The following is a 21,325-nucleotide window of genomic DNA, read 5'->3' on the forward strand; positions in this document are numbered from 1 at the left end:
GGTCGCGGGCGGGGTGGGGGTGGGGGAGACTGGGCGCATGCCGGAGCTGCCCGAGGTCGAGGCGTTGAGTGCCTTCCTGTCCGAGCGGTTGACCGGGCGGGTGATCGCCCGGGTGCAGCCGGTGGCGATCAGTGCGCTGAAGACGTACGACCCGCCGGTGACGGCGTTGGAGGGGCGGACGGTCGGGTCGGTGACGCGGCGCGGGAAGTTCCTGGATGTAGAGGCGGGTGGGCTGCACCTGGTCGTCCACCTGGCCCGGGCCGGGTGGCTGCGGTGGAAGGACAGCCTGCCCGTCGAGCCGGCCCGGCCGGGCTCGAAGAATCCGTTGGCGCTGCGGCTGCGGCTCGTGGGTGAGGCCGGGGACGGGTTCGAATTGACCGAGGCGGGGACGAAGAAGGGCCTTGCCGTCTACGTGGTGCGGGACCCGGTGGAGGTGCCCGGCGTGGCCGGGCTCGGGCCGGATCCGTTGGATCCGGCGTTCACGCTGGAGGCCTTCGCTGGTCTGCTGCTGGGCGACCGCCGTCGGCTCAAGGGTGTGCTGCGGGACCAGAGCGTGCTGGCGGGGGTGGGCAACGCCTACTCGGACGAGGTGCTGCACGCGGCCCGGATGTCGCCGTACAAGCTGGCGTCCAGCCTGACCGAGGAGGAGACGGAACGGCTGTACGAGGCGCTCGGCGGCACGCTGCGGGAGGCGGTGGAGCGTTCGCGTGGGCTGGCGGCGGGGGAGTTGAAGGCGGAGAAGAAGGTCGGGCTGCGGGTGCACGGGCGGACCGGCCAGCCCTGTCCGGTCTGCGGGGACACCGTGCGCGAGGTGTCCTTCGCGGACTCCTCGCTGCAGTACTGCCCGACCTGCCAGACCGGGGGCAAGCCGCTTGCGGACCGGCGGTTGTCGCGGCTGCTGAAGTGACGGCGCGGCCGGCCCGCCCGGTGGTGTGGTGTCAGCGCTTGATGGCGACGCCGCCCCAGTAGTACGCCGCCTTCGGGTCGGCCGGCGGCTCGCCGTCCGGGCGCCAGGCCAGCACCGGGGCGACGCCCGGCTCGACCAGCTCCCAGCCGTCGAAGAAGCGGAGCACGTCGTCGTAGCCGCGCGGCACCAGGGTCATCCCGCCGGCCCGGGCGGCCTCGGCGACCTTGCCGACCGCCTCCGGGTCGAAGTCCGGGGTGGGGGTGGTGAGGGCGAGGCAGCTGCCGACGGGCAGGGCGTCGCGCAGCGCGGCGACCCGGCCCCACGGGTCGTCCTCGTCGGCGATCAGCATCAGTACGGCGATCATCAGCAGGCCGACCGGCTGGGTGAGGTCCAGCGTGGAGGTGAGCGCCGGGTCGGCGAACAGTTCCTCGGGCCTGCGCAGGTCGGCGTGGATGTAGGTGGTGCGGCTGGCCGGGCTGGAGACCATCAGGGCGCGGGCGTGGGCGAGCACGATCGGGTCGTTGTCGACGTAGACCACCCGGGTGCCGGGGCTGACCGCCTCGGCGATCTCGTGGGTGTTGGGAGAGGTGGGGATCCCGGTGCCGAGGTCGAGGAACTGGCGGATTCCGTGCTCCCGGGCGAGGTAGCGGACGGCCCGGCCCTGGAAGGCGCGGTTGGCCTTGGCCATCTCCTTGACGCTGGGCACGGCCTCCTCGATGGCCTGTCCCATGGCGCGGTCCGGCGGGAAGTTGGTCTTGCCGCCCAGCCAGTAGTCGTAGACGCGCGCAGAGTGCGGGGCGGTGGTGTCGACGCCGAAACGTTCCCACTGGCTCACCTCGGCGTCGTCGTCCTGCGGGCCCTGCTGGGGGAAGTCCTGACTTGTCGTCATGGCCACGTCCTCTGATGGCAGATCATCACACTGGGGAAGGCACAGCGTAGCGGTCCTGAGAGGAACCGGAGCGTCCGGTCGGGGAGGATCCGTCGACGGCCCGGGGGTGGCGGGGTCGGGGCGCTTTGTGGGCCGTCGGAGTGGTGATCGGGTCCGTCGGAGTTGCCCTCGGGGAAGGGCGGTGAGCGGCGGGGCAAGCATTCAGAATGCTGTCTGATCGTCAGATTAAGTCTCCGGTGGCCTCCCGGGTCACTTCGCGTAGGCTGCTGCTGGTCGCGGCCGGGATGTCGCTGCTCGGCGCGGCCGCCGGCTGCAAGAGCCCCTGGAGCGGGGACGGGTCCTCCTCGACGAATCCGGACGCCGCGGCGGGAGCGCCCGAGGTGCTGCTCCCCGCGGACGGGGCGGCGTCGCCGTCCGCGAGCGCTTCGTCCCCGGTGCCCTCCCCGGCGCCGCCGTCCGCCTCCGCCACGCCGTGGGCCGACGCGTCGGGCGTGCAGCCCGTCCGCAAGGCGCTCAGCGACGCCGAGAGCAAGCCGGTGTACGAGCTGGACCCGGCCCAGCGGGTGGTGGCGCTCACCATCGACGACGGGCCGGACCCCAAGTACACGCCCGCCGTGCTGGACCTGCTCCAGCAGCACGGGATCCGGGCGACCTTCTTCCTGATCGGCGAGAACGCCGTCGAGCACCCGGCCCTGGTGAAGGAGATCGCGGACCGCGGTCACCACATCGCCAACCACACCTGGACCCACCCCGACCTGCGGCACATGTCGGAGAGCGCGGTGCGGGACGAGCTGGAGCGCACCTCCGACCTGCTGCAGCGGACCGCCGGTCGGCTGCCCACCTGGTTCCGGGCCCCCGGCGGGGACTGGTCGCCGGTGTCGCTGAAGGTGGCCGCCGACCTCGGGCTGCGGAACATGGCCTGGTCGGTGGACCCGAGGGACTGGGCCCGTCCGGGGACCTCGGCGATCACCGAGCGGATCCTCAAGGACGTCCGGCCCGGGTCGATCGTGCTCAACCACGACGGCGGCGGGGACCGCTCGCAGACGGTGGCGGCGCTGAAGCTGTACCTGCCGGCGCTGATCGACTCCGGGTACTACTTCACGGCGCCGCCGAACTGAAATGCGAATGTCCGGTATCGGGAATCGGAAAGCTGGGCATTGCCGGTCGGACGGGTAGCGGCTGCGGCGGCTAAACCGCCCGATCGAGTGGATTTGGAGAACCGTTTCTGTGGATTTTGGGCCTCTAGGGTGATCTCGCACCAATTCCTCAGGTACTCCGAGTACCGCCTGAAAGGCCCCTTCCCATGCGTCTCCGCAATGCCGTGCTCTCCGTCGCCAGCGCCGTCGCCCTCGTCCTCGCCGTTCCGATGTCGGCCAACGCCGCCACCGGCGATTTCCTCTACAAGGTCGGCCCGGGCGTCCCGGCCGGGATCGCCGACCCGGAGAGCCGCAAGTGCATCAACCTTTTCGGCGCGACCGAGATGGACCCGGCTTTCGCGCCGGAGAACTTCACCGGGTCCACGGCGACGGTCTTCCTGGACTTCGACTGCAAGGGTGACGTCTTTTACGTGATGAACCCCGGCAAGAAGCTCGGCGACCGGCTGAAGCTGCGCTCGGTGATCTTCTCCTGAGCGGCGCGGACCGCGGGGTGGCCCGGGCCGGACGGTCGGCGTAGCTTCGAACTGTCCGGCCCGGTCGCCGGTGCCCCGTCGTGCCCTTGCGGTCTGCCTGTGCCCGTGGTCGGGCGTCGCAGCCTGGGCAGAGCGAAGGAGGGCCTGGGATGACCGGCAACGGCTACGCACACCCCGAGGTGCTGGTCCGCACCGACTGGCTGGCCCACCACCTGGACGACGGGACGATCCGGGTCGTCGAGGTCGACGAGGACACCACCGCCTACGACCGGGACCACATCCCCGGCGCGGTCGGCTGGAACTGGACCACCGACCTGCACAGCCAGGTCGGCCGTGACTACGCGGACCGCGAGGGCGTCCAGCACCTGCTGCGGGCGGCCGGGGTGGAGGACGACACCACCGTGGTGCTGTACGGCGGCAACAACAACTGGTTCGCCGCGTACGCGTACTGGCTGCTGCGGCTGCGCGGCTTCGGGCCGGTGAAGCTGCTGGACGGCGGGCGCAAGAAGTGGGAGCTGGAGGGGCGGGAGCTCACCCACGAGGTGATGGACTACCAGCACACCACCTACCGGCTGACCGGCCCGGAACGGCCGGAGCTGCGGGCGCTGCGGGACGAGGTGCTGGCCAAGGCGGAGGTGTTCGCCAAGCCCGGCGCGGACGCGGTGCTGGTGGACGTCCGCTCCCCGGCGGAGTTCCGGGGTGAACTGATCGCGCCACCGAACCTGCCGCAGGAGCAGGCCCAGGTGCCGGGGCACATCCCGGGCGCGGTCAACGTGCCCTGGTCGCAGGCGGCCAACGACGACGGCTCGTTCCGCTCGGCGGAGGAGCTGCGGGCGCTGTACGGGGGCAAGGGCGTCGAGGCGGAGCGCGAGGTGATCGCCTACTGCCGGATCGGCGAGCGGTCCGCGCACACCTGGTTCGCGCTCACCGAGCTGCTGGGGTACCCGCACGTGAAGAACTACGACGGCTCGTGGACGGAGTACGGCTCGCTGGTGCGGGCGCCGGTGGCGCTCGGGGGGTGAGGCGGCGGCAGTGAGGTCCGGTTCGGCCGACCGCATCATTTCGGCTTGTTTCTTTGCATGAACATCTCATAATCGGCGCGTGGAACCGGAGCCACCGGGACAAGGATCGATCCGACCCATCGTTCCGGTGATCCTGGAGGACCACGTTGCGCAAGAGGCTGATCGTCTCTGCTGCCAGTGCCCTGAGCATGTTCCTGGCCGTCCCCGCCTCGGCCGCCGACTTCCAACCCGGCGCGGCCGGGGTCGGCGATCCCTACTACCCGACCTACGGCAACGGCGGATACCGCGTCTCCCACTACGACATCCGGCTGAAGTACCAGCCCGCCACCGACGAACTGGAGGGCACCACCACCATCCTCGCCACGGCGACCCAGGACCTCTCCCGGTTCAACCTCGACTTCGCGCTGAACGTCTCCGAGGTGCGGGTCAACGGGCGGCCCGCGACCTTCGCCACCAGCGGCGAGCAGGAACTGGAGGTCACCCCGGCCCGGCCGCTGGCCAAGGGCAGCCAGGCCACCGTGGTGGTCCGCTACAAGGGCGTGCCGTCCACCGTGAAGAAGTACGGCTTCACCGCCTGGTTGCGCACCCCGGACGGCGCGGTGGCGGCGGGCGAGCCCGAGTCGGCCTGGTGGTGGTTCCCGAGCAACGACCACCCGAGCGACAAGGCCACCTTCGACGTCTCGGTGCAGGTGCCGGACGGCAACCAGGTGATCAGCAACGGCATCCTGACCGGTACCACCTCGCAGGCCGGCTGGACCCGCTACAGCTGGCGCGAGAACAAGCCCCAGGCGACCTACCTGGCCACGCTCGCGGTCGGCAAGTTCGACATCAGCACCGACACCACGGCCAACGGGCTGCCGGTCTACAACGCGTACAGCAAGGGCCTCGGCGACAACGCGGACGCGGCGCGGGCCAGCGTCGAGCGCACCGGTGAGCTGGTGGACTGGCTGAGCGGCTACTTCGGCGACTACCCGTTCAGCTCGGTCGGCGGCTACGTCCCGAACGTCCCGACCGGCTTCGCCCTGGAGACCCAGACCCGGGTCTTCTACAGCCCCCGGCAGTTCGCGAAGGGCGCCAACACCTCGGTGGTCGTGCACGAGCTGGCCCACCAGTGGTACGGCGACAGCGTCTCGCTCTCGCGCTGGAGCGACATCTGGCTCAACGAGGGCTTCGCCCGGTACGCGCAGTTCCTCTGGTCCGAGCACGAGAACGAGGGCACCGCGCAGGAGCTGGCCGACTACGTCTACGCCTCGCACCCGGCCGACGACGCGTTCTGGACCGTCAAGCCGGGCGATCCGGGCGCGGACAACCAGTTCGCGACCGCCGTCTACGACCGGGGCGCGGTGGCCATCCAGGCGCTGCGCAACGCCGTCGGCGACGAGAAGTTCTTCCGGATCCTCAAGGGCTGGCCCACCGAGCGCCGGTACGGCAACGCGACCATCCCGGAGTTCCAGGCGTACGCGGAGAAGGTGTCCGGGCAGAAGCTCGGGGACCTCTTCAACACCTGGCTGTTCACCGCCGCCAAGCCGGCCGTCGGGCCGGTGGCGCCGGGGGCCGCGGCGCCGGCCACGGCCTCGCTGGCGCCGGGTGCGCGGGCGGACGCGGACCGGGGCGACGGGCAGCTGCCGGTGGAGCCCAAGTCTTGGAAGAAGATCCAGGAGAGCAACTCCGTGCACGACGAGGCGCATTGACGTCTCGCTGGTGACCGGTGGTCAGGTGACCTGGTGTGACGGGCGTGGTCCGGTCGGCCGTCCGGGACGGGTGGTTTCCGTCCCGGGACGGGCGGTCGGCCGGGCTACGCCGCTCCGGAGCCGTCGGCCGCGAGCAGTTCGGTCAGGCGGCGGACGGCGAAGGGTATGAGTTCGCGGACCGGGATCAGCCGGCAGGGCGCGTTGCCGACCAGCACCTCCCGGATGCCCACCAGCTCCTCGAACTCCCGCCCCACGAGCGGGAAATGGGTGTCGTCGTCGTTGCCCACGTCGGGCGCCTCGAGCCAGACCCGCTCGCCCTCGATCGCCAGCGGGAAGCGGCGGAGCTTGAGCCGGCGGTTGGGCGCGAAGGTCTCGGCGTAGTGCAGGAAGGTGTTGCGGTTGTGCCCGACCCCGATCAGCAGCACGTACCCGCCGAGGTCGTGCAGCGCGCCGAACGGCGACTCCCGGCCGACGGCCCAGCCGAACGAGCGACGGGCGGTCACCTCCCGGGCGTGCGCTCCGACGGCGGCGACCGAGGCCTGCGGGTGGGTACTGCGCAGGCTCTCCGGCAGGGCGCGCAGCGCCTCGGCTATCGCGCCCATGGGGGACGGCAGCTCGGGGTGGAACAGCGGGACGGCGGCTCGCAGTTCGGCGATCTCGGGGGTGGGCAGGCCGGCGTGGTCCGGCGCCGGGTCGCAGACCGTGCCGGTGGTGAAGGTGGGCACCACGACCGTGCCGCCCGGCCCGACGGCCTCGCGCAGGCTGGCCACCACGGCCTCCGCCCCGCCCTCGACCCGGCCGAGGCTGGAGAGTGAGGAGTGCACCATCAGCGCCATGTCCGGTCGGACGCCGACCCGGCGCCAGCCGTCCACGAGGTCGGCGGTGGTGAGCGGGCTGGTGCCCGGAGTGGTCATGGTCCCCCCTGGTGGTGGCGCGGTGCTCGCGGTGGCGCGCGGTGTTCGGGCGTGGGTGTGCGGTCGGGCGTGCCGGTGCGGATTCGTACCGGTGTGGCGCGATTGTTCGAGCCCGACCCTAGCGGGTGGCTCTGACAATCGATCAGGGGACGGCTCCCCGTCGTCAGTCCACCACCGGGCTGCGGCGTTCGACCATGACCACGTCGCGCCAGCGGCCGTCCAGTCGGCCGATCCGCTCGCGGGTGCCGACCACCCGGAAGCCCGTGCGCTGGTGGAGGGCGAGGCTGGCGGTGTTCTCCGGGAAGATGCCGGACTGCACGGTCCAGATCCCGGCGGCGTCGGTGGACGCGAGCAGGGCCGCCAGCAGGGCCCGCCCGACGCCCCTGCCCTGAGCCGAGGAGGCGACGTAGACGGAGTGCTCGACCACGCCGGCGTAGGCGTCGCGGGCGGAGACCCGCGAGACGGCGGCCCAGCCGAGGACGCGGTCGTCGTTCGTCGTGTCGGCGTCGAGGGCTACCAGGCGGTGCTCGGGGAGCTTGGCGGCGTCGAAGGCGTCCCAACTGGGGGCGCTGGTCTCGAAGGTGGCGTTGCCGGCGTCGATGCCCTCCTGGAAGATCGCCAGGACGGCGGCGGCGTGTTCGGGGCGCATCGGGGCGATCCGCGGGCCGGAGGCCGGTGTGATCGTCTGGTCGGTGGTCATCGGGCGCCCGCCTCGGCCAGGACCAGGGCCTCCTGCTCGGGTGTGAAGCCGTGGCCGAGCGGCGGTTCGCCGCGGCCGCGGTCCCAGGCGAGGACGTCGGCGGCGGTGACCTCGAGCGGGGTGGCGGGCAGCCCGGCCGCGCGGGCCCGGGCTGGGTCGCGCTGCTGGCCGGGCCAGAGCCGTTCTTCCCGGACCAGGGGGAAGAAGGGCGGCGGGGCGGTCTCCGGCGGGACGGGGACGATCTCGATCTCGGTGCCCGCGACCTCGGCGCAGGTGGTGATCAGCCCGCCCAGGGTGGTCGGTTCGGCCGGGCCGACGGCGTGGAAGGCGCCCGGCCGGTCGTCCTCGATCAGTCGCAGCACCAGCCGGGCCAGGTCGCGCGAGTCGACCACCTGGACCGGCTGTTCGGGGCGTCCGGGCAGCGCGATCCGGCCGCCGCGCGCCGCCCGGCGCGCCCAGTAGGTCAGCCCCCGGTCCTGGTCGTACGGACCGGCCACCTTGCCCGGGCGCACGATCGTCGCCCGGTCGCCGTAGCGGGCGGTGACGTCCTGCTCGCAGGCGACCTTGAGCCGGCCGTAGGTCGCCTCGGTCAGCTGCTCGGCGTCCCGCAGCGGCTCGCGGAGCGGGACGGACTCGTCCGAGAAGGGGGCGAGTCCGTCCCGTCGGTAGACCGCGTGGCTGGAGACGAAGAGGTAGCGGCCGACCCGGTCGCCGAGGGCGGCCATCGCCTGGCCGACCTGGCGGGGGCGGAAGCCGCTGACGTCCACCACCGCGTCCCACTCGCCCTCGCGCAGGGCGGTGTGGTCGCCGGTGTCGCGGTCGCCGATGAGGTGGTGGGCCTCGGGGAAGAGGCCGGGGTTCGTCCTGCCGCGGTTGAAGAGGGTGACCTCAGCGCCGTTGTGCAGGGCGTCGGCGGCGATCGCGCGGCCGACGAAGGAGGTACCGCCGAGTACGAGGATCCGCATGGACTCCAGGCTATTGCCGGATGTCAATGGGTCTGGCCGGAGACGGTTCCGGTCAGATCCGGTGCGAGAGCTTCGGGTAGTCGGTGTAGCCGGTGGCCTCCTGGCCGTAGAGGTGGGTCTCGTCGACGGGGGTGAGCGGGGCGCCGGCGGCGAATCGTTCCGGCAGGTCCGGGTTGGCGATGAAGGCGCGGCCGTAGGAGACCAGGTCGGCGAGTCCGGCGGAGAGCACCGCCTCGCCCTGCTCGCGGTCGGTGGCGTCGCGGTTCTCCCCGACGTTGGCGATCAGCGGGCCGGACCAGCGGGGGCGCAGGTCGGCCAGCGCTGGGTAGTCGTCGTTGTCGGTGAGGTGGAGGTAGGCCAGGCCGAGGCCGTCGAGCTCGGCCAGCAGGGCCCGGTAGACCGGCGCCGGGTCGGCCTCGTACATGCCGAACTGCGGGTTGCCGGGGGAGAGTCGCAGACCGAGGCGGTGCGGGCCGATGGCCTCTGCGACGGCGGTGACCAGCTCGATCGGGAAGCGGAGCCGGTTCTCGAGGGTACCGGGGCCGTACTCGTCGGTGCGCAGGTTGGTGTTGTCGGCGAGGAACTGGTGGATCAGGTAGGAGTTGGCACCGTGCAGCTCCACGGCGTCGAAGCCCGCGGCGAGGGCGTTGTGGGCGGCGGTGACGTGGTCGGCGATGGTCCGGTGGATCTCGGCGCGGGTCATCTCGCGGGGGACGACGGCCTCGGCCTTGCCGCCGTCCCGGACGTGCACCGGGCTCGGGGCGGGGACGGCGGAGGGGCCGGCCGGGACGTCACCGAGCAGTCGGTTCAGTGGGTGGCCCTGGCGGCCGCCGTGCATCAGCTGGGCGACGATCCGCCCGCCCGCCGCGTGCACCGCCTCGGTGACGGTGCGCCAGCCGGCCACGTGCGCGGGCGTCTCCAGGCCGGGCAGGCGCCAGCCGGACTGCCCCTCCCGGCTGGGCCAGATGCCCTCGGTGACGATCAGTCCGGCGCTCGCGCGCTGGGCGTAGTACTCGGCGACGAGGGGCAGCGGCGTACCGTCCTCGGCGGCCCGGTAGCGCGTCATCGGGGCCATCACGACGCGGTTGGGCAGGTCGAACTCGCCGAGGCGGTACGGGCTGAGCAGGGATTCGGTGGTGGTGGTCATGCCGGTACGGTAGAACCTGACATCAATGTCAGGTTCAACCGGCGGTCCGGCCGACCCGGTCGGCGCGGGCGGCCTCGGTGAGGGATCAACTCCTGGATGCCGTAGAGGAATTCCTCTTTCGCGGGGCGCGGGAGCGCGGCCGGGTCGGCGGTCATGGTCAGGCTCAGTGCCTCGGGGGACTGCAGGGCGTCCAGGGCGTAGGTCAGGCCGGGGCGCGGCTCGAACTCGACCGGCCGGCTGAGGGTGGTGCTCTCGTCGGCCCGGCCCGGGGCGGCCGGGAGCCCGGGCGTCGAGGGGCGTTGGGGGCGCTGGGGGGTGTGCGGAGGCGGGGGTTCCGAAGCTATCTCGACATGAAGTATCTTGATGTCGAGATTGATGGTGGACGTGAAACGAGGGCGTGTTGTCATGCGGGGGAACGGACTGTGGGCGCAGCTGCGGCAGCCACCGGGTGGGCCGGACGCGCGGATCATGCTGCTCGCGCAGGGCGTGGACCGGACCGGCAGCGGGGTGTGGGCGGCGGCCTCGGTGCTGTACTTCACCTACGTGTGCGGGATGGACGCCGGACGGCTCGGGCTGCTGCTCGGCGTGGGCGCCGTGGCCGGGATCATCGGTTCGCCGCTGGCCGGGCGGGCGGCCGAGCGGCTGCCGCTGCGCGGGCTGCTGATCGGCTGCCACCTGCTGCGGGTGGCCACCATGGGCCTGTTGCTGGTGGTCGACCACTTCGCCGCGCTGCTGCTGTCGGTCGCCCTGACCTGTCTGGCCGAGCGAGGGGCCAAGACCCTGGAGATGCTGTTCGCCACCCGGGTCGCGGGCGAGCGCCGCGCCACCTACCAGGCGCTGTTCCGCAGTGTGGCCAACGGCGGGTACGCCGTCGGGACGGGCTTCGCGGCGATCGGTCTGGCGGTGGGGAGCACGACCGCCTACCGGGCGCTGATCGTGGCCAACGCGCTCTCCTACCTGCTGGCCGCCCTGCTGATCCGGCGCACCACGGAGCCGGCCGGCCGCGGACTGGTGGCGACGCCGCCGGCGCAGCCGTCCGCTCAGCCCTCCTCTCAGCCCTCCGGGGTCGAGGGCGGCCCCGAGGCCGTACCGAGCCCCTGGCGCGACCGCGGCTACCTGCTGTTCGTCCTGCTGGACCTGCCGATGTGCCTGGACGACTCCGTCCTCAACGTGGGGCTGCCGCTGTGGCTGATCCACCACACCGATGCGCCGCACGCCGTCGTCCCGGCCTTCCTGACCCTCAACACCGTGCTGGTGGTGGTGCTGCAACTGCGCGTCTCGGCTTGGGCCGAGAACCCGCGCGGGGCGACCACGGCGGTCGGCTGGTACGGGGTGACCCTGCTCGCGAGCTGCCTGCTGATCGCGCTCTCGACCGGCGGCGGCCCGCTGACCGCCTCGCTCGCCCTGCTGGCCGCCGCGGCCCTGGTCACCCTCGCGGAGCTGATGCGCTCGGTGAGCTCCTGGGAGCTGGCGGTCAGCCTGGCGCCTCCGCGCGCCAAGGCCTCCTACCTGGGCGTGGCGGGGATGTCCCAGTCGGTGCAGAAATCGGTGGGGCCGATGCTGCTGACCGGCGTGGTGATGGCGGCCGGCCCGGCCGGCTGGCTGGCGCTCGGCGCGGTGTCCACCGGCCTGGCCGCGGTGCAGCGCCGGGCGAGCCTGCGCCGGCTCGCGGCGCTTGAGGCGTCGGCGGCGGCTGGGGTGGCTGTGGCGGTGGTCGGCTGAGGAGTGGGGGTGCCTGGCGTCGCCGAGGCCGCCCCGGGCCATGAGTTCACCGGACGTCGCAGCCGTCCCCGACGACCGGTGGTTCGTCGGCCTGCGCGAGGCCCGTCGGCTGCTGCGCGAAACGGCCCTTGGCGGCGACATCACCGACTTCGTCGCCGCACATACCGTCAACTGCACCGGTGATTTGGGGAAGCGGGCGCTGTGGCGACGAGGTGCTCCCGTCGTCGACTGCCTCCACCGCCTGCGGGAGCGCTACGCCCGGCCGTAGGCGGTGGAGGTGGCGGCAGTCGTACTCACTCCGTGGCGGCCCCGGTGTTCAGCCCACCTCGACGGTGTAGTGCCGCTCGCCCTGGTCCGAGCCGCCCGCGCCGCCGGTGTGGTTGGGGTTGCGCAGGGTGATGGTCGCCCGGCCGGACTTGGGGCCGGCCCGGAAGACGAAGTAGTAGCGGCCGCCGGAGCCGGCCGAACCGGTGGCGCCGACCAGGTCCTTGAGGCCGAAGTTCTTGACGTACTCGTCGCCCACGGTCTGGACCACGGCCGGGTCGGGAGCCGGGGCGGCCACGCTCCAGACCTGGCCGGTCACCCGGTGGGCGCTGACCTCCACGGAGAACAACTCGCCCGGTTTGACGGCCAGTTCACCGGAGTCGGCGGAGAACACCGTGCCGTGTTCGAGTTTGCCGGTGGTCATCCGGTGGACCACCACCGCCCCCACCACGCCCGCGACGGCCAGCAGCGCGAGCGCCGCGATCAGGATCCGACGCCAGTTCACGCGCTCGCCTCCCGGTGGGTGACCCGCAGTGCCAGCACGGCGGCGACCGCGTCGAGCCAGCGGGCGACCAGGAGGTCCCCGGTGGCGTCCCCGGCGACCATTGCGGCCGCCTCCAGCCAGCCGCGCGCCACCGCTGCCGCCGGGCCGGGCAGCGGCTCGGGCAGGCCGGCCGCGAAGCGGGTGCCGCCGGAGCGGACCACCTCGCCCAGGAAGACCAGGGCGCGCGGCATGACGCCGAGCCGGTCGACGGTGATCGCGGCGGCCACCGCGCCGTCGCCGAACAGCGTCGAGCGGTGCGGCCCCGCGGCGGGCAGGCCGAAGCGCAGCAGGACCTCGACGTCCAGCTCGGCCAGGCGGGCGTCGCTCATCGACTGCGGAGTCGGTCGGGGGGAAGTGCTCACGTGCTCACCCGGGGCCTCACTGGGGCATCTGGACGTGGTCGGCGATCGGCATGTTGCCGCCCTGCGCCGCGCCCTCCATGTGGTTGTTGACGAAGTCGTTCTCGCTCACCCAGACGGTGTAGCCCCAGGGATTGTAGATCTCCAGCTGGTCGCCGCGGTGGCCGATGATCATCATCTGGTGGCCGTCCGGACGGAACCAGGTGTCCTCCTTGACCCCGATCGGCACCGGCTTGCCCTGGTCCACCGCCGACTCGACCTGGGCCAGCACGTCCCTGCGCTGCTCCGGGCCCTCCAGGTCGACGGTGTGGTAGCCCGCCCCGGTGTGCTTGCCGATCTCGTCGTTGGCGGCGTCCTTGGACTCGCCGTCGCTCATTCCGTCCTGCCACTCGTTCCACCAGTTCTTGGTGTCGTAGACGCGGTCGGTTTCCTTGAGCCAACGGTCGTACGCGGCCTGGCCGTTGTCGTACTTCGGGTCACCGGGGTGACCCCCGGTGGTGAGCTGCAGCGAGTAGAGCGGGTCGACCATCGCCCGGGCGGTGACGGTCGAGGCGGCCACGCAGGTCGGCTTGTCGCCCTGGTTCCACGCCACGCCCTGGTAGGCGGTGTTCGACTGGTTGGTGGAGGAGGAGTCGATCTGCACCGGCGAGAGGCGCTGGGCCAGCCAGGCCGGGTCGTCGCCGTGCCCGTGGATCTGGTCGTCGAAGGCCTTGATCTCGTCGTAACTGTGCCCGGCCGCCAGCGCCTTCATCAGGTAGGCGCGCTCCTCGGGGGACTTGCTGCCGGCCAGCAGCTGGTCGAAGCGGGCCCGGTCGGCGTCGCTCATCTTGTCCATGAACTGGCCGGCCCGGGTCACGTCGTTGGCCGTGAGGATGGCGCCGAACTGGTCGCTGCCGGCGACCTCCGCGTCCGCGACGACCAGCTTGTCGGCGGCGCCGAGGCCCTTGTTCTTGAAGCGGGCGGCCAGCGCCTTGTCCGCCAGCGCGTGCAGCTCCCGGGCGGCGGCCCGGCCGGCCTCCTCGGCCTTCACCGCGGCGTCGTAGATCGACTTGATGCCCTCCTTCGCCCTGGCGTGGGCGCGGTGCATCTTGTCGTCGTCCCAGTGGACCAGGTCCGGCCCGTCGCTGAAGGTGATGTCGTGCAGCAGCTTCAGCGCCTCGGTCAGCGGTGCGTGGCCCTGCCCGTGCAGGGACTGCGCCCCGCTGAGCGCGGAGGCCAGCGCCTTGAGCTGGTCCCGGCCCTTGCCCAGGATCTCGTGGCAGCGCCCGAGGTCGTCGGCGGAGGCCTTGACCACCTCGGCGGCCTTCTCCCCGACCTGCCCGGTCCAGGCGTCCGGCAGGTGCTGGGCGCCCACCCGCGCCACCTTCATCTGGACCGTGTCCAGTTGGGAGACGGCGGTGTTGTAGGCGGCGGCGAGCTCGCCGAGCTTGCCCGGGTCGCCCTTGGGCGCGGGCAGCTGGAGGGCGTCGTGCACCGCGTACTTGAGGTCGCCGGCGCCCCACATGCCGTGGGACTCGTCGATGGTCTTCTTCAGCCCCTCGACCTGCTCCCGAAGGGAGCGCTGCTCGACGCCGAGCGGGTTGAGCGGGTCCATGCCGTGGTCGGGCACCGTCACGCCCCCTGGTGCTGGTACTGGTACTGCTGGCTGACGCCGTGATCGGTGTTGGTGTAGTTGGCCGCGGTGGTGTGCACCTTGCCGCCGAGGTCGTTCAGGGCGTCCACGTTCACGCCCAGTTCGTCCTGCCAGGCCTGCCAGAACGCCTTGGCCGCGTCACTCGCGCCGTACTCGCCGAACGTGTCCTCACCGGACATGCCGAGCTTGCCCAGCGCGTCCTTCACCGAGCCCACGTCCGTACTCGCCGCTATCAGCTGGTCACCAGCGTCCCCGAGCTTGTCCGGGTGGGCACTGAACCCCACCCCGACCCCGCCGTCGTCGCCGCCGCTCATCCGACTCCCCCGATGTCCCGGTCGCCCCCTCCGTGGGGTGGCGGTCAGTATAGGGGCAGTTCTGCCGCCCGATCCGGCCCTGAGCAGCGGCTCTGACAGGTCATCGCACAACCCGCCCGATCTGCGCGGAACGATCACATGACGAGGCCGCCGGATGGTACGAGTGCGGCGCAGGGGTCAACACGCTCCGTGTGTTGTCGCAAGCGTGCTGCCTAGGTGTGGGCGTGGGACTGGGGGAGCGGAAAGGCCCGTGTTCAGGTTCGGCCGGCGCTGACCGTCGGGGGTCAGGCGGCGCGGGTGGCGGTGACGAGGTGGTAGTCGAGGAGGCCGTGGTGCCAGGCGGGGAGGAAGTTGCGGGTCCAGTGGTCGGTGGGGACGGTGTCGGCGAGGTAGCGGTCGAGGCCCGGCCAGACGTCGGAGCCGATGGACTCGGTGGTGACGTCGGTGAAGCCGGCGGCGGTGAGGTCGGTGGTGAAGTCGTCGAGGTGGTGGGCGATATCGAGGCCGTCGGCGAAGCTGGCGAGCAGGATCTTGAGGCGTTCGGTGACGTCGTCGCCGGGGGCGGCGAAGAAGGTGGTGACCACCAGGCGGCCGCCGGGGCGCAGGACGCGGGCCGATTCGCGGGCGAAGCCGGTGAGTTCGCGGAAGTGCTGGGCGGCTTCGACGGAGTACAGGCCGTCCAGGGAGGCGTCGGGGAACGGGAGTTCGTCCGCCGAGCCGATGGTGTAGGTGAGCCGGTCCGGATAGGTGGCCAGGGCGCGGGAGTTGACGGCGCGGGCGCGCTCGATCTGGTCCGGGTGGATGTCGACGCCGGTGACGGAGGCGAAGCGGAACTCCCGCAGCGCGAGGGCCGCCCCGAGCCCACGGCCGCAGCCGACCTCGGCAAGCCGCAGTTGCTCGCGCGGCTCCGGGAAGGCGCGCAGCACCCGCCGGTACAGCTGCTCCTGGCTGCGCACCCGGTCCTCCGGGGTCGGGGCGGTGACGTCGATCCCCTGCCAGTCGCCGAAGTTGATGAACCCGCCTGCGAACGAGGGGGCGGTACTGAGATCGTCGGCGCCGTACGTCCGGCGTACCGTCGGGGGGATGTGGTTGTGGTCCATGGGCCGTCGGGTCTCCTGCTCGGTGGGCGCCCGGCCGTCGGGCGCGCCGAGGTACGTACCCAAACCGGTGGCGGTCCGAACACGGTACGTGACGGGGCCGGTTCGGGGTTGACGGCAGGTGTGGGGAGCAAGGACGGGTCGGGTGTTGATCAAGGGGCTGTCGGGCCCCGAAACGCGTTGTCCGGATGGGCCTGCCGTTCGCTACAGTCCGCCGGGAAATTGACGATCGCGAGGAGCAACGACCCGATGAACACCGACAATCGACCCGTACCGTCGCTGACCGGCGGCGAGCGCGAGATGCTGCGCGGCTTCCTGGACTTCCACCGGGCGACCCTCGCCATGAAGTGCGAGGGCCTGACCGACGAGCAGTTGCGGGAGCGCTCCAGCCCGCCGTCCACGCTGAGCCTGCTCGGGCTGGTGCGGCACATGGCGGAAGTGGAGCGCACCTGGTTCCGCCGGGTGATCGACGGGGAGGACGTCCCGCTGGTCTGGTCCGAGGACGGCGACTACCAGGTGGCCTACGACGCGAGCGGGTCCACCCGCGCCGAGGCCTTCGCCGCCTGGCAGGCCGAGGTCGAGCACTCCCGCCGGATCGAACTCGCCGCCCCCTCGCTCGACGTCGCCGGCTACCAGCCCCGCTGGCAGGCCGAGGTGTCGCTGCGCCTGGTGATGCTGCACCTGATCCACGAGTACGCCCGGCACAACGGGCACGCCGACTTCCTGCGTGAGGCCATCGACGGGGTGGTGGGGGCGTAGTCCTGCCCCGGGCACCCCGTGCGGTCACCAGCCGAGGAGGTGGGTGCGGGTGGTGAGGGCGGTGAGGACGGACTTGGCGGTGGTGTCGGGGGTGAGGGTGGTGGTGTCGAGCTCGTGCGGGGTGGTGGGGGCCGCGGTGGTGAGGACGACGTAGTGGAGGGCGGCGCCGGTGGTGCGGCTCTCGCGGCGGAAGGTGTCGAGGGAGGACGGGACGTCGGGGCACTCGACGACGACCTGGTAGCCGCCGGTGGCGTAGGCGAAGGCGGCCTGGGCGGCGGCGGCCAGCGCGGTGGCGTTCTGGCGGGCGGCCTCGGGGAGGTGCGGCGGCAGCTGGCCGCTGCGGATGACCTGCAGGAAGTCGTCCGTCCGCAGGTGGACGCTCGGGTGCAGCTCCTGGGCGAGCAACCCGGCGACCGGGCTGTTCCCGGCCCCCGAGGGGTCGACGAGGACGAGGACGCCCCCGGCGCCCCGGCCGCCCCCGAGCTCCGGCCCACCTACGGTCGTACGGTTCACAGCTGCTGATCCCTTCGCGGGCCGGGGACGGACGGGGTCGGTCAGGTTCGGTCGGGTTGGGCGGGGTCGGTCGGGTTGGACCGAGTCGGTCGGGTTCGGACGGGGTCGGTCGGGGTCGGTTCGTACGGACAGCCGGGGCGAGGCGGTGGGAGTGCGAAGGAGCCGGTCGGCCCGGATGCGGACAGCCGACCGCCTCGTCCCTACGACTGATGCGTTTCGGGGATCAACCTAGTCCAAACGGGTGCTCCGAGTCGTCCCCCCTCCCGGTCCGCGGTCGGCTCGGCGGTGGTGCTCAGCGGTCCTCGGTGCGCAGCACGATCGGGTTGGTGAGGGCCGCCATCGGGCCCCAGGGGAGGTCCGCGCCCATCGAGTTGCCCTGGCCGGGCGTCCCGTCGGCCTTCGGATGGCGCACCTCGGCCCGGACGTAGGCGGCGAGCGAGGCGGTGGTGCGCCACACCACGGTGCCGGAGCCGGCGGCGGGCAGCGACTCCTGGTGCAGCTGCCCCTCGTCGGTGATCAGGCGGACGGTACCGCCGGGCACGCCGGAGACGGTGAGCCGGACGTCCACCGGGGCGTTCGCCGGGACGGTCAGCTCCTCGCCGATGCCCGCCTGACGGCCGTTGCCGGTGGCGGTGAGGTCGAGCTCGACGACGGCGGACTCGGCCAGCCAGCTGCGTCCGGCGCGCAGCCCGTCGAGGACGGCGTCCCGGGTTAGGTCCTCGGCGAGGACGACGTTGTGCGGGGAGCCGATCACCTGGGGGGCGCTGTGGGCGTCGCTGTTGCCCATGGCGGGCAGCCAGGAGCGGCCGCGGTTTCCGTCGCCGCGGTTTCCGTTGGCGCCGTTTCCGTTGCCGCCGCGCAGGGCGGCGGCGAGCTGGGCGTCCCAGGTGTCGACGGCCGACTCGTCGTCGTACGTCCACGGTCCGTTCCACACCTCGACGGCGTCGGCCTGCTCGTAGCCGAACTTCCACTGGCAGGCGACGTACGGGCAGTACGGGTGCGCGGGCACCACCAGGCCACCGGAGCGGTGGACCTGGCGGACGAAGCGCGGGTACTCCTCGTCGCGGGATCGGTAGCGCCAGTCGACGAACCGGCCGGGCTCCAGGCCCAGGGCCAGCCAGTGGCCGTTGCGGGTGGTGATCTCCTCGCCGGCGATGATCAGCAGGTCGGGGCCGGCCAGCGGGCCCCAGACGGCGTGCGAGGAGCTGGTGTTGTGGTCGGTCGAGACGATGAAGTCCAGGCCGGCCTCCCGGGCTCCGGCGGCCACCTCCTCGGGTAGCCGGCGCCCGTCGGAGTACACGGTGTGCAGGTGGCAGTCGCCCCGGTACCAGGCCCGGCCGCGGCCGCGGGCGCGTTCCGGCGGGTAGTGCGGGCTGAAGTCCGGCCCCGGCTCGCCGAAGCGGAGGGTGACCTGGACGCGGTAGTCCAGGCCCTGCGGGGCGACCTGGTAGGGGCCCAGTGCGATGTGCCAGGTGCCGGGGTTGATCGGGCCGGGGAGGTAGCCGGGGGTCGCGGCGCCGCGGGAGAGGGCGAACTCGCTGCGGAATCCGCCGGACCAGCCGCGGAAGCCGTCCCCGCCGAGGTCGGTGCCGCGCTCGTCGAAGATGCCGATGTCGCAGGAGTTGCCGGGGGTGCCGGCGGGGACCGGGGGCTTGTCGTAGGTGTAGGAGACGGCGATCTCGCGGACGCCGTCGGGGACTTCGAGTGGGAGGTAGACGAAGTCGGGGGCGCCGGTGGGGAGGTGGCCGGTGAGGGTGAGGGTGCGGCTGTCCGGGCCTTGGCCGGGGGTGGCTGAGGCCGTGCCGGCGGTGGCGGCCGTGGCGGCGAGGCCGAGGGCGGTGGCGGCGCCGGTGGTGAGGCCGGTGCGGAGCAGGTCGCGGCGGGCGGGGTTCGTCGGGTGTGCGGGGTCGGCGGGCATCGGGGCCTCCGGGCTGGGGTGGGCGGTTCGCCGGCAGGCCTACCCCGGGGGGTGAACCCGGGGTGAGGCGGGGCCCACCGGGGTGGGGCGGGTCGGTGAAGGGGCCCGGGCGGGGGCGGGGGCGAGTTGCGGTGAGTGACGTATGGTCGGCTCACAGTCATGTGGTCGGTGGGTATGGCGAATGGCGATGGGCCGGTTGGGAGGCTGGTGTGGCGCTGAGTCGGCGATCGCTGCTGGCGGCCGTGGTGGCCGGGGGCACGCTGGCGGGGTGCCGGGTGGGGCGGGCCGCGCAGGAGAGCGGATCGGTCTCGCCGGCAGTCTCCGCTGCGGGGGCGGCGGACGCCACGGCGTCGGCGGGTCCGGCTGCGGGTCCGTCAGCCACGCCGCCGGTCGGTGCGTCCGCGAGTCCGTCGGCAACGCCGTCGGCCGCGACTTCGACCGCGCCGTCAGCCGCGCCCACGGTGGCCAGGGAGCCGAGCCGGGCCGAGATGGTCCAGCGGTACGGGGCCCTGGCGCCGAGCGAGTGGGGGCTGAACGTCTCCGGGGTGATCACCGGGCTGCCGGAGGGCGAGCGTGCGATGGCGCTGACCTTCGACGCCTGCGGCGGCCCCGGCGGGAACGCCTACGACGCCGACCTGATCGACTTCCTGCGCGCGAACAAGGTCCCGGCCACGCTGTTCCTGAACGCCCGCTGGATCGACGCCAACCCGGAGGTCTTCGAGCGGCTCGCCGCCGACCCGCTGTTCGAGATCGGCAACCACGGCACCGTCCACCGCCCGCTCTCGGTGACCGGCCGCTCGGCGTACGGGATCGCCGGCACCGGCGGGGTCGGGGAGGTGTACGACGAGGTCGCGGGCAACGCCCACAAGCTGACCGGGCTGCTCGGGCGCCCTCCGAGGTTCTTCCGCTCCGGCACCGCGCACTACGACGACGTCGCCGTCCGGGTGGTCGCCGACCTGGGCGAACGCGTCGTGGGCTTCAGCGTCAACGGGGACGGCGGGGCGACACTCCCTGCCTCCGAGATCCGGCAGGAGGTGGCGGCGGCGCGGCCGGGGGCGGTCGTCATCGGACACATGAACCAACCGGGCAGGGGCACCGCCGCCGGGGTGGCGGCGGCGGTGCCGGGGCTGCTGGCGGAGGGGCGGCGGTTCGTCCGGTTGTCCGATGTGATGTGAGGCGTCGGGGGTGTTACGCCAGGTGGAGCGGGAGTGTTACGCCAGGCGGAGGCCACCCGGGCGCTGCTCCTCGATGATGTCGACCAGCCAGTCGTAGACCGTCGGCCCCTTGCCCGCCCGGGCGGCGGCCAGCTTGGCGACGATGTCCTCGCGGTTGGTGGGGTGGGCACGGCTGAGCCGCCGCTCCAGCTGGCGGACCGTCTCCGGGTGGCCGAGCTTGCGGCGGGACACCTCGTGGTTACGCCACTCGATGACGTAGTCGTCGTCCTCGGCGGACGCGTATCCGCCCCGCAGGCAGTCCGCGAAGGCGTCCAGGTTGCGGCCGAAGTAGCCGTCGACGCCGATCGTCCGCCCGACCACGTCCCAGAAGTCCTCCAGGGTGCCGATCTCGTTGCCGTCGATCACATAAGTCACCGTCACGCGATCGAGGATATGCCGGGGCGAGACGGCCGGGAGACGAGCGGCCGGGAGACGAGTGGCTACGGTCACGCCTACGGCTCGACGGCGATCGCGGTGGCGAGCAGCCCGTCGCGCATCGTCCAGCGGCCGTCGAAGCCGTCGAGGCGGCGGCCGCCGACCACCGGGCCGGGGACCAGCAGGCGGGCGGCGAAGGTGCCGTCTGGGGAGAGGTCGAGCTCGGCCTCGTGGAAGTCCAGCCACAGCTCGGTCAGCGGGAACCAGGCCTTGTAGACCGATTCCTTGGCGCTGAACAGGATGCGGTCCCACGGCGTGCCCGGGTGCTCGGCGGCGAGCCCGGCCAGCCGCTGTTGCTCGAACGGCAGGGCGACGGACTCCAGGACGCCCTCCGGGAGCGGCAGCGCGGGCTCGGCGTCGATGCCGACCGAGGCCAGGGTGCCGGCCCGGGCGACGGCGGCCGCGCGGAAGCCTTCGCAGTGGGTGAGGCTGCCGATCACGCCGTCCGGCCAGCTCGGCGCGCCGCGCAGGCCCGGGACGAGCGGGCGGTACGGGACGCCGAGGCGGGCCAGGGCGGTGCGGGCGCAGTGGCGGACGGTGGTGAACTCGCGGCGGCGCTTGTCCACGGCCCGGGCGACGGCCTGCTCCTCGGCGGGCTCCAGCCGCGCCCCGGGCGGGTCGTCGTAGGCCACCTCGGTCACCACGACGTCCGGCAGCAGGTCCCCGATCACGCGTTCCCCCCTCGGTC

24 protein-coding genes are annotated in these 21,325 nt (G+C 72.7%); 9 read left to right on the forward strand and 15 right to left on the reverse strand.

Going from position 1 to position 21,325, the window contains the following annotated elements:
- The first annotated feature begins 37 nt into the window (after nucleotides 1–37).
- On the forward strand, nucleotides 38–907 hold the full coding sequence (locus tag O1G21_RS33055) for an Fpg/Nei family DNA glycosylase (RefSeq protein ID WP_270148852.1): 870 nt from the start codon (nucleotides 38–40) through the stop codon (nucleotides 905–907).
- Nucleotides 908–938: 31 nt separating this feature from the next.
- Here O1G21_RS33055 and O1G21_RS33060 read toward each other — a convergent pair whose 3' ends face one another.
- The gene (locus O1G21_RS33060; RefSeq protein WP_270148853.1) at nucleotides 939–1,796 is read right to left on the reverse strand and encodes an SAM-dependent methyltransferase; all 858 of its coding nucleotides are present in this window, start codon (nucleotides 1,794–1,796) and stop codon (nucleotides 939–941) included.
- Nucleotides 1,797–2,002: 206 nt separating this feature from the next.
- Here O1G21_RS33060 and O1G21_RS33065 point away from each other — a divergent pair, with 206 nt between their 5' ends.
- From O1G21_RS33065 to O1G21_RS33080, 4 genes are all read left to right on the forward strand, one after another.
- The gene (locus tag O1G21_RS33065) at nucleotides 2,003–2,914 is read left to right on the forward strand and encodes a polysaccharide deacetylase family protein (protein ID WP_270148855.1); all 912 of its coding nucleotides are present in this window, start codon (nucleotides 2,003–2,005) and stop codon (nucleotides 2,912–2,914) included.
- A 185-nt stretch (nucleotides 2,915–3,099) separates the two neighbouring features.
- Nucleotides 3,100–3,426 carry a hypothetical protein gene (locus O1G21_RS33070; protein ID WP_270148856.1) on the forward strand — a complete coding sequence of 109 codons (327 nt, stop codon included), beginning with the start codon at nucleotides 3,100–3,102 and terminating at the stop codon, nucleotides 3,424–3,426.
- 149 nt (nucleotides 3,427–3,575) lie between these two features.
- Nucleotides 3,576–4,448, forward strand: a complete 873-nt coding sequence (locus tag O1G21_RS33075) for a sulfurtransferase (protein WP_270148857.1) — start codon at nucleotides 3,576–3,578, stop codon at nucleotides 4,446–4,448.
- A 146-nt stretch (nucleotides 4,449–4,594) separates the two neighbouring features.
- Nucleotides 4,595–6,139: a M1 family metallopeptidase gene (locus O1G21_RS33080; protein WP_270148858.1), complete on the forward strand. Its 1,545-nt coding sequence runs from the start codon at nucleotides 4,595–4,597 to the stop codon at nucleotides 6,137–6,139.
- A gap of 104 nt (nucleotides 6,140–6,243) precedes the next feature.
- Here the strand turns inward: O1G21_RS33080 and O1G21_RS33085 are convergent, their stop codons facing one another.
- From O1G21_RS33085 to O1G21_RS33105, 5 genes are all read right to left on the reverse strand, one after another.
- Nucleotides 6,244–7,053 (reverse strand): aminoglycoside N(3)-acetyltransferase, encoded by an 810-nt coding sequence (locus tag O1G21_RS33085; protein ID WP_270148860.1) that lies wholly within the window; start codon nucleotides 7,051–7,053, stop codon nucleotides 6,244–6,246.
- Nucleotides 7,054–7,216: 163 nt separating this feature from the next.
- Nucleotides 7,217–7,753, reverse strand: a complete 537-nt coding sequence (locus tag O1G21_RS33090; RefSeq protein WP_270148861.1) for a GNAT family N-acetyltransferase — start codon at nucleotides 7,751–7,753, stop codon at nucleotides 7,217–7,219.
- Nucleotides 7,750–8,718, reverse strand: coding sequence for an NAD-dependent epimerase/dehydratase family protein (locus O1G21_RS33095; RefSeq protein WP_270148862.1), 969 nt, complete (start codon nucleotides 8,716–8,718; stop codon nucleotides 7,750–7,752). The genes O1G21_RS33090 and O1G21_RS33095 overlap by 4 nt, the downstream gene beginning before the upstream one ends.
- Nucleotides 8,719–8,770: 52 nt before the next feature.
- Nucleotides 8,771–9,865, reverse strand: a complete 1,095-nt coding sequence (locus tag O1G21_RS33100) for an alkene reductase (protein ID WP_270148863.1) — start codon at nucleotides 9,863–9,865, stop codon at nucleotides 8,771–8,773.
- A complete protein-coding gene (locus tag O1G21_RS33105) occupies nucleotides 9,862–10,272 on the reverse strand; it encodes a hypothetical protein (protein ID WP_270148864.1) in 411 nt (136 codons plus the stop codon). Before O1G21_RS33105 ends, O1G21_RS33100 begins: the two co-directional genes overlap by 4 nt.
- Between O1G21_RS33105 and O1G21_RS33110 the strand changes: the two genes are divergently transcribed.
- Together O1G21_RS33110 and O1G21_RS33115 are read left to right on the forward strand one after the other, a co-directional pair.
- Nucleotides 10,271–11,587, forward strand: coding sequence for an MFS transporter (locus O1G21_RS33110; RefSeq protein WP_270148865.1), 1,317 nt, complete (start codon nucleotides 10,271–10,273; stop codon nucleotides 11,585–11,587). The two genes, O1G21_RS33105 and O1G21_RS33110, sit on opposite strands and share 2 nt — an antisense overlap.
- Before the next feature lie 40 nt (nucleotides 11,588–11,627).
- The gene (locus tag O1G21_RS33115; RefSeq protein ID WP_270148866.1) at nucleotides 11,628–11,855 is read left to right on the forward strand and encodes a hypothetical protein; all 228 of its coding nucleotides are present in this window, start codon (nucleotides 11,628–11,630) and stop codon (nucleotides 11,853–11,855) included.
- A 48-nt stretch (nucleotides 11,856–11,903) separates the two neighbouring features.
- Here the strand turns inward: O1G21_RS33115 and O1G21_RS33120 are convergent, their stop codons facing one another.
- From O1G21_RS33120 to O1G21_RS33140, 5 genes are all read right to left on the reverse strand, one after another.
- Nucleotides 11,904–12,356 (reverse strand): protease inhibitor I42 family protein, encoded by a 453-nt coding sequence (locus tag O1G21_RS33120; RefSeq protein WP_270148867.1) that lies wholly within the window; start codon nucleotides 12,354–12,356, stop codon nucleotides 11,904–11,906.
- Nucleotides 12,353–12,724, reverse strand: coding sequence for a hypothetical protein (locus O1G21_RS33125; protein WP_270148869.1), 372 nt, complete (start codon nucleotides 12,722–12,724; stop codon nucleotides 12,353–12,355). Before O1G21_RS33125 ends, O1G21_RS33120 begins: the two co-directional genes overlap by 4 nt.
- Nucleotides 12,725–12,773: 49 nt before the next feature.
- Nucleotides 12,774–14,369, reverse strand: a complete 1,596-nt coding sequence (locus tag O1G21_RS33130; protein ID WP_270148871.1) for a peptidoglycan-binding protein — start codon at nucleotides 14,367–14,369, stop codon at nucleotides 12,774–12,776.
- On the reverse strand, nucleotides 14,366–14,701 hold the full coding sequence (locus tag O1G21_RS33135) for a type VII secretion target (RefSeq protein WP_270148873.1): 336 nt from the start codon (nucleotides 14,699–14,701) through the stop codon (nucleotides 14,366–14,368). The genes O1G21_RS33130 and O1G21_RS33135 overlap by 4 nt, the downstream gene beginning before the upstream one ends.
- A gap of 284 nt (nucleotides 14,702–14,985) precedes the next feature.
- The gene (locus O1G21_RS33140) at nucleotides 14,986–15,801 is read right to left on the reverse strand and encodes a class I SAM-dependent methyltransferase (protein ID WP_270148875.1); all 816 of its coding nucleotides are present in this window, start codon (nucleotides 15,799–15,801) and stop codon (nucleotides 14,986–14,988) included.
- A 246-nt stretch (nucleotides 15,802–16,047) separates the two neighbouring features.
- Here O1G21_RS33140 and O1G21_RS33145 point away from each other — a divergent pair, with 246 nt between their 5' ends.
- Nucleotides 16,048–16,557 (forward strand): DinB family protein, encoded by a 510-nt coding sequence (locus O1G21_RS33145; RefSeq protein WP_270148877.1) that lies wholly within the window; start codon nucleotides 16,048–16,050, stop codon nucleotides 16,555–16,557.
- A 24-nt stretch (nucleotides 16,558–16,581) separates the two neighbouring features.
- Here O1G21_RS33145 and O1G21_RS33150 read toward each other — a convergent pair whose 3' ends face one another.
- Both O1G21_RS33150 and O1G21_RS33155 read right to left on the reverse strand, forming a co-directional pair.
- Complete coding sequence (locus tag O1G21_RS33150; RefSeq protein WP_270148879.1) at nucleotides 16,582–17,070, reverse strand: hypothetical protein; 489 nt, start codon at nucleotides 17,068–17,070, stop codon at nucleotides 16,582–16,584.
- A gap of 292 nt (nucleotides 17,071–17,362) precedes the next feature.
- Nucleotides 17,363–18,988: a CehA/McbA family metallohydrolase gene (locus O1G21_RS33155; RefSeq protein ID WP_270148880.1), complete on the reverse strand. Its 1,626-nt coding sequence runs from the start codon at nucleotides 18,986–18,988 to the stop codon at nucleotides 17,363–17,365.
- Nucleotides 18,989–19,449: 461 nt separating this feature from the next.
- On the opposite strand from O1G21_RS33155, the gene O1G21_RS33160 reads away from it, so the two are divergent.
- The gene (locus O1G21_RS33160; protein WP_270148882.1) at nucleotides 19,450–20,163 is read left to right on the forward strand and encodes a polysaccharide deacetylase family protein; all 714 of its coding nucleotides are present in this window, start codon (nucleotides 19,450–19,452) and stop codon (nucleotides 20,161–20,163) included.
- A gap of 36 nt (nucleotides 20,164–20,199) precedes the next feature.
- Here the strand turns inward: O1G21_RS33160 and O1G21_RS33165 are convergent, their stop codons facing one another.
- Together O1G21_RS33165 and O1G21_RS33170 are read right to left on the reverse strand one after the other, a co-directional pair.
- Nucleotides 20,200–20,583 (reverse strand): barstar family protein, encoded by a 384-nt coding sequence (locus O1G21_RS33165; protein WP_270148884.1) that lies wholly within the window; start codon nucleotides 20,581–20,583, stop codon nucleotides 20,200–20,202.
- A 71-nt stretch (nucleotides 20,584–20,654) separates the two neighbouring features.
- Entirely contained in the window at nucleotides 20,655–21,308 is a 654-nt protein-coding gene (locus tag O1G21_RS33170) for a 4'-phosphopantetheinyl transferase family protein (RefSeq protein ID WP_270148886.1), read from the reverse strand.
- Nucleotides 21,309–21,325 lie beyond the last annotated feature (17 nt).

Source organism: Kitasatospora cathayae (genome assembly GCF_027627435.1).
GTDB classification, from domain to species: domain Bacteria; phylum Actinomycetota; class Actinomycetes; order Streptomycetales; family Streptomycetaceae; genus Kitasatospora; species Kitasatospora cathayae.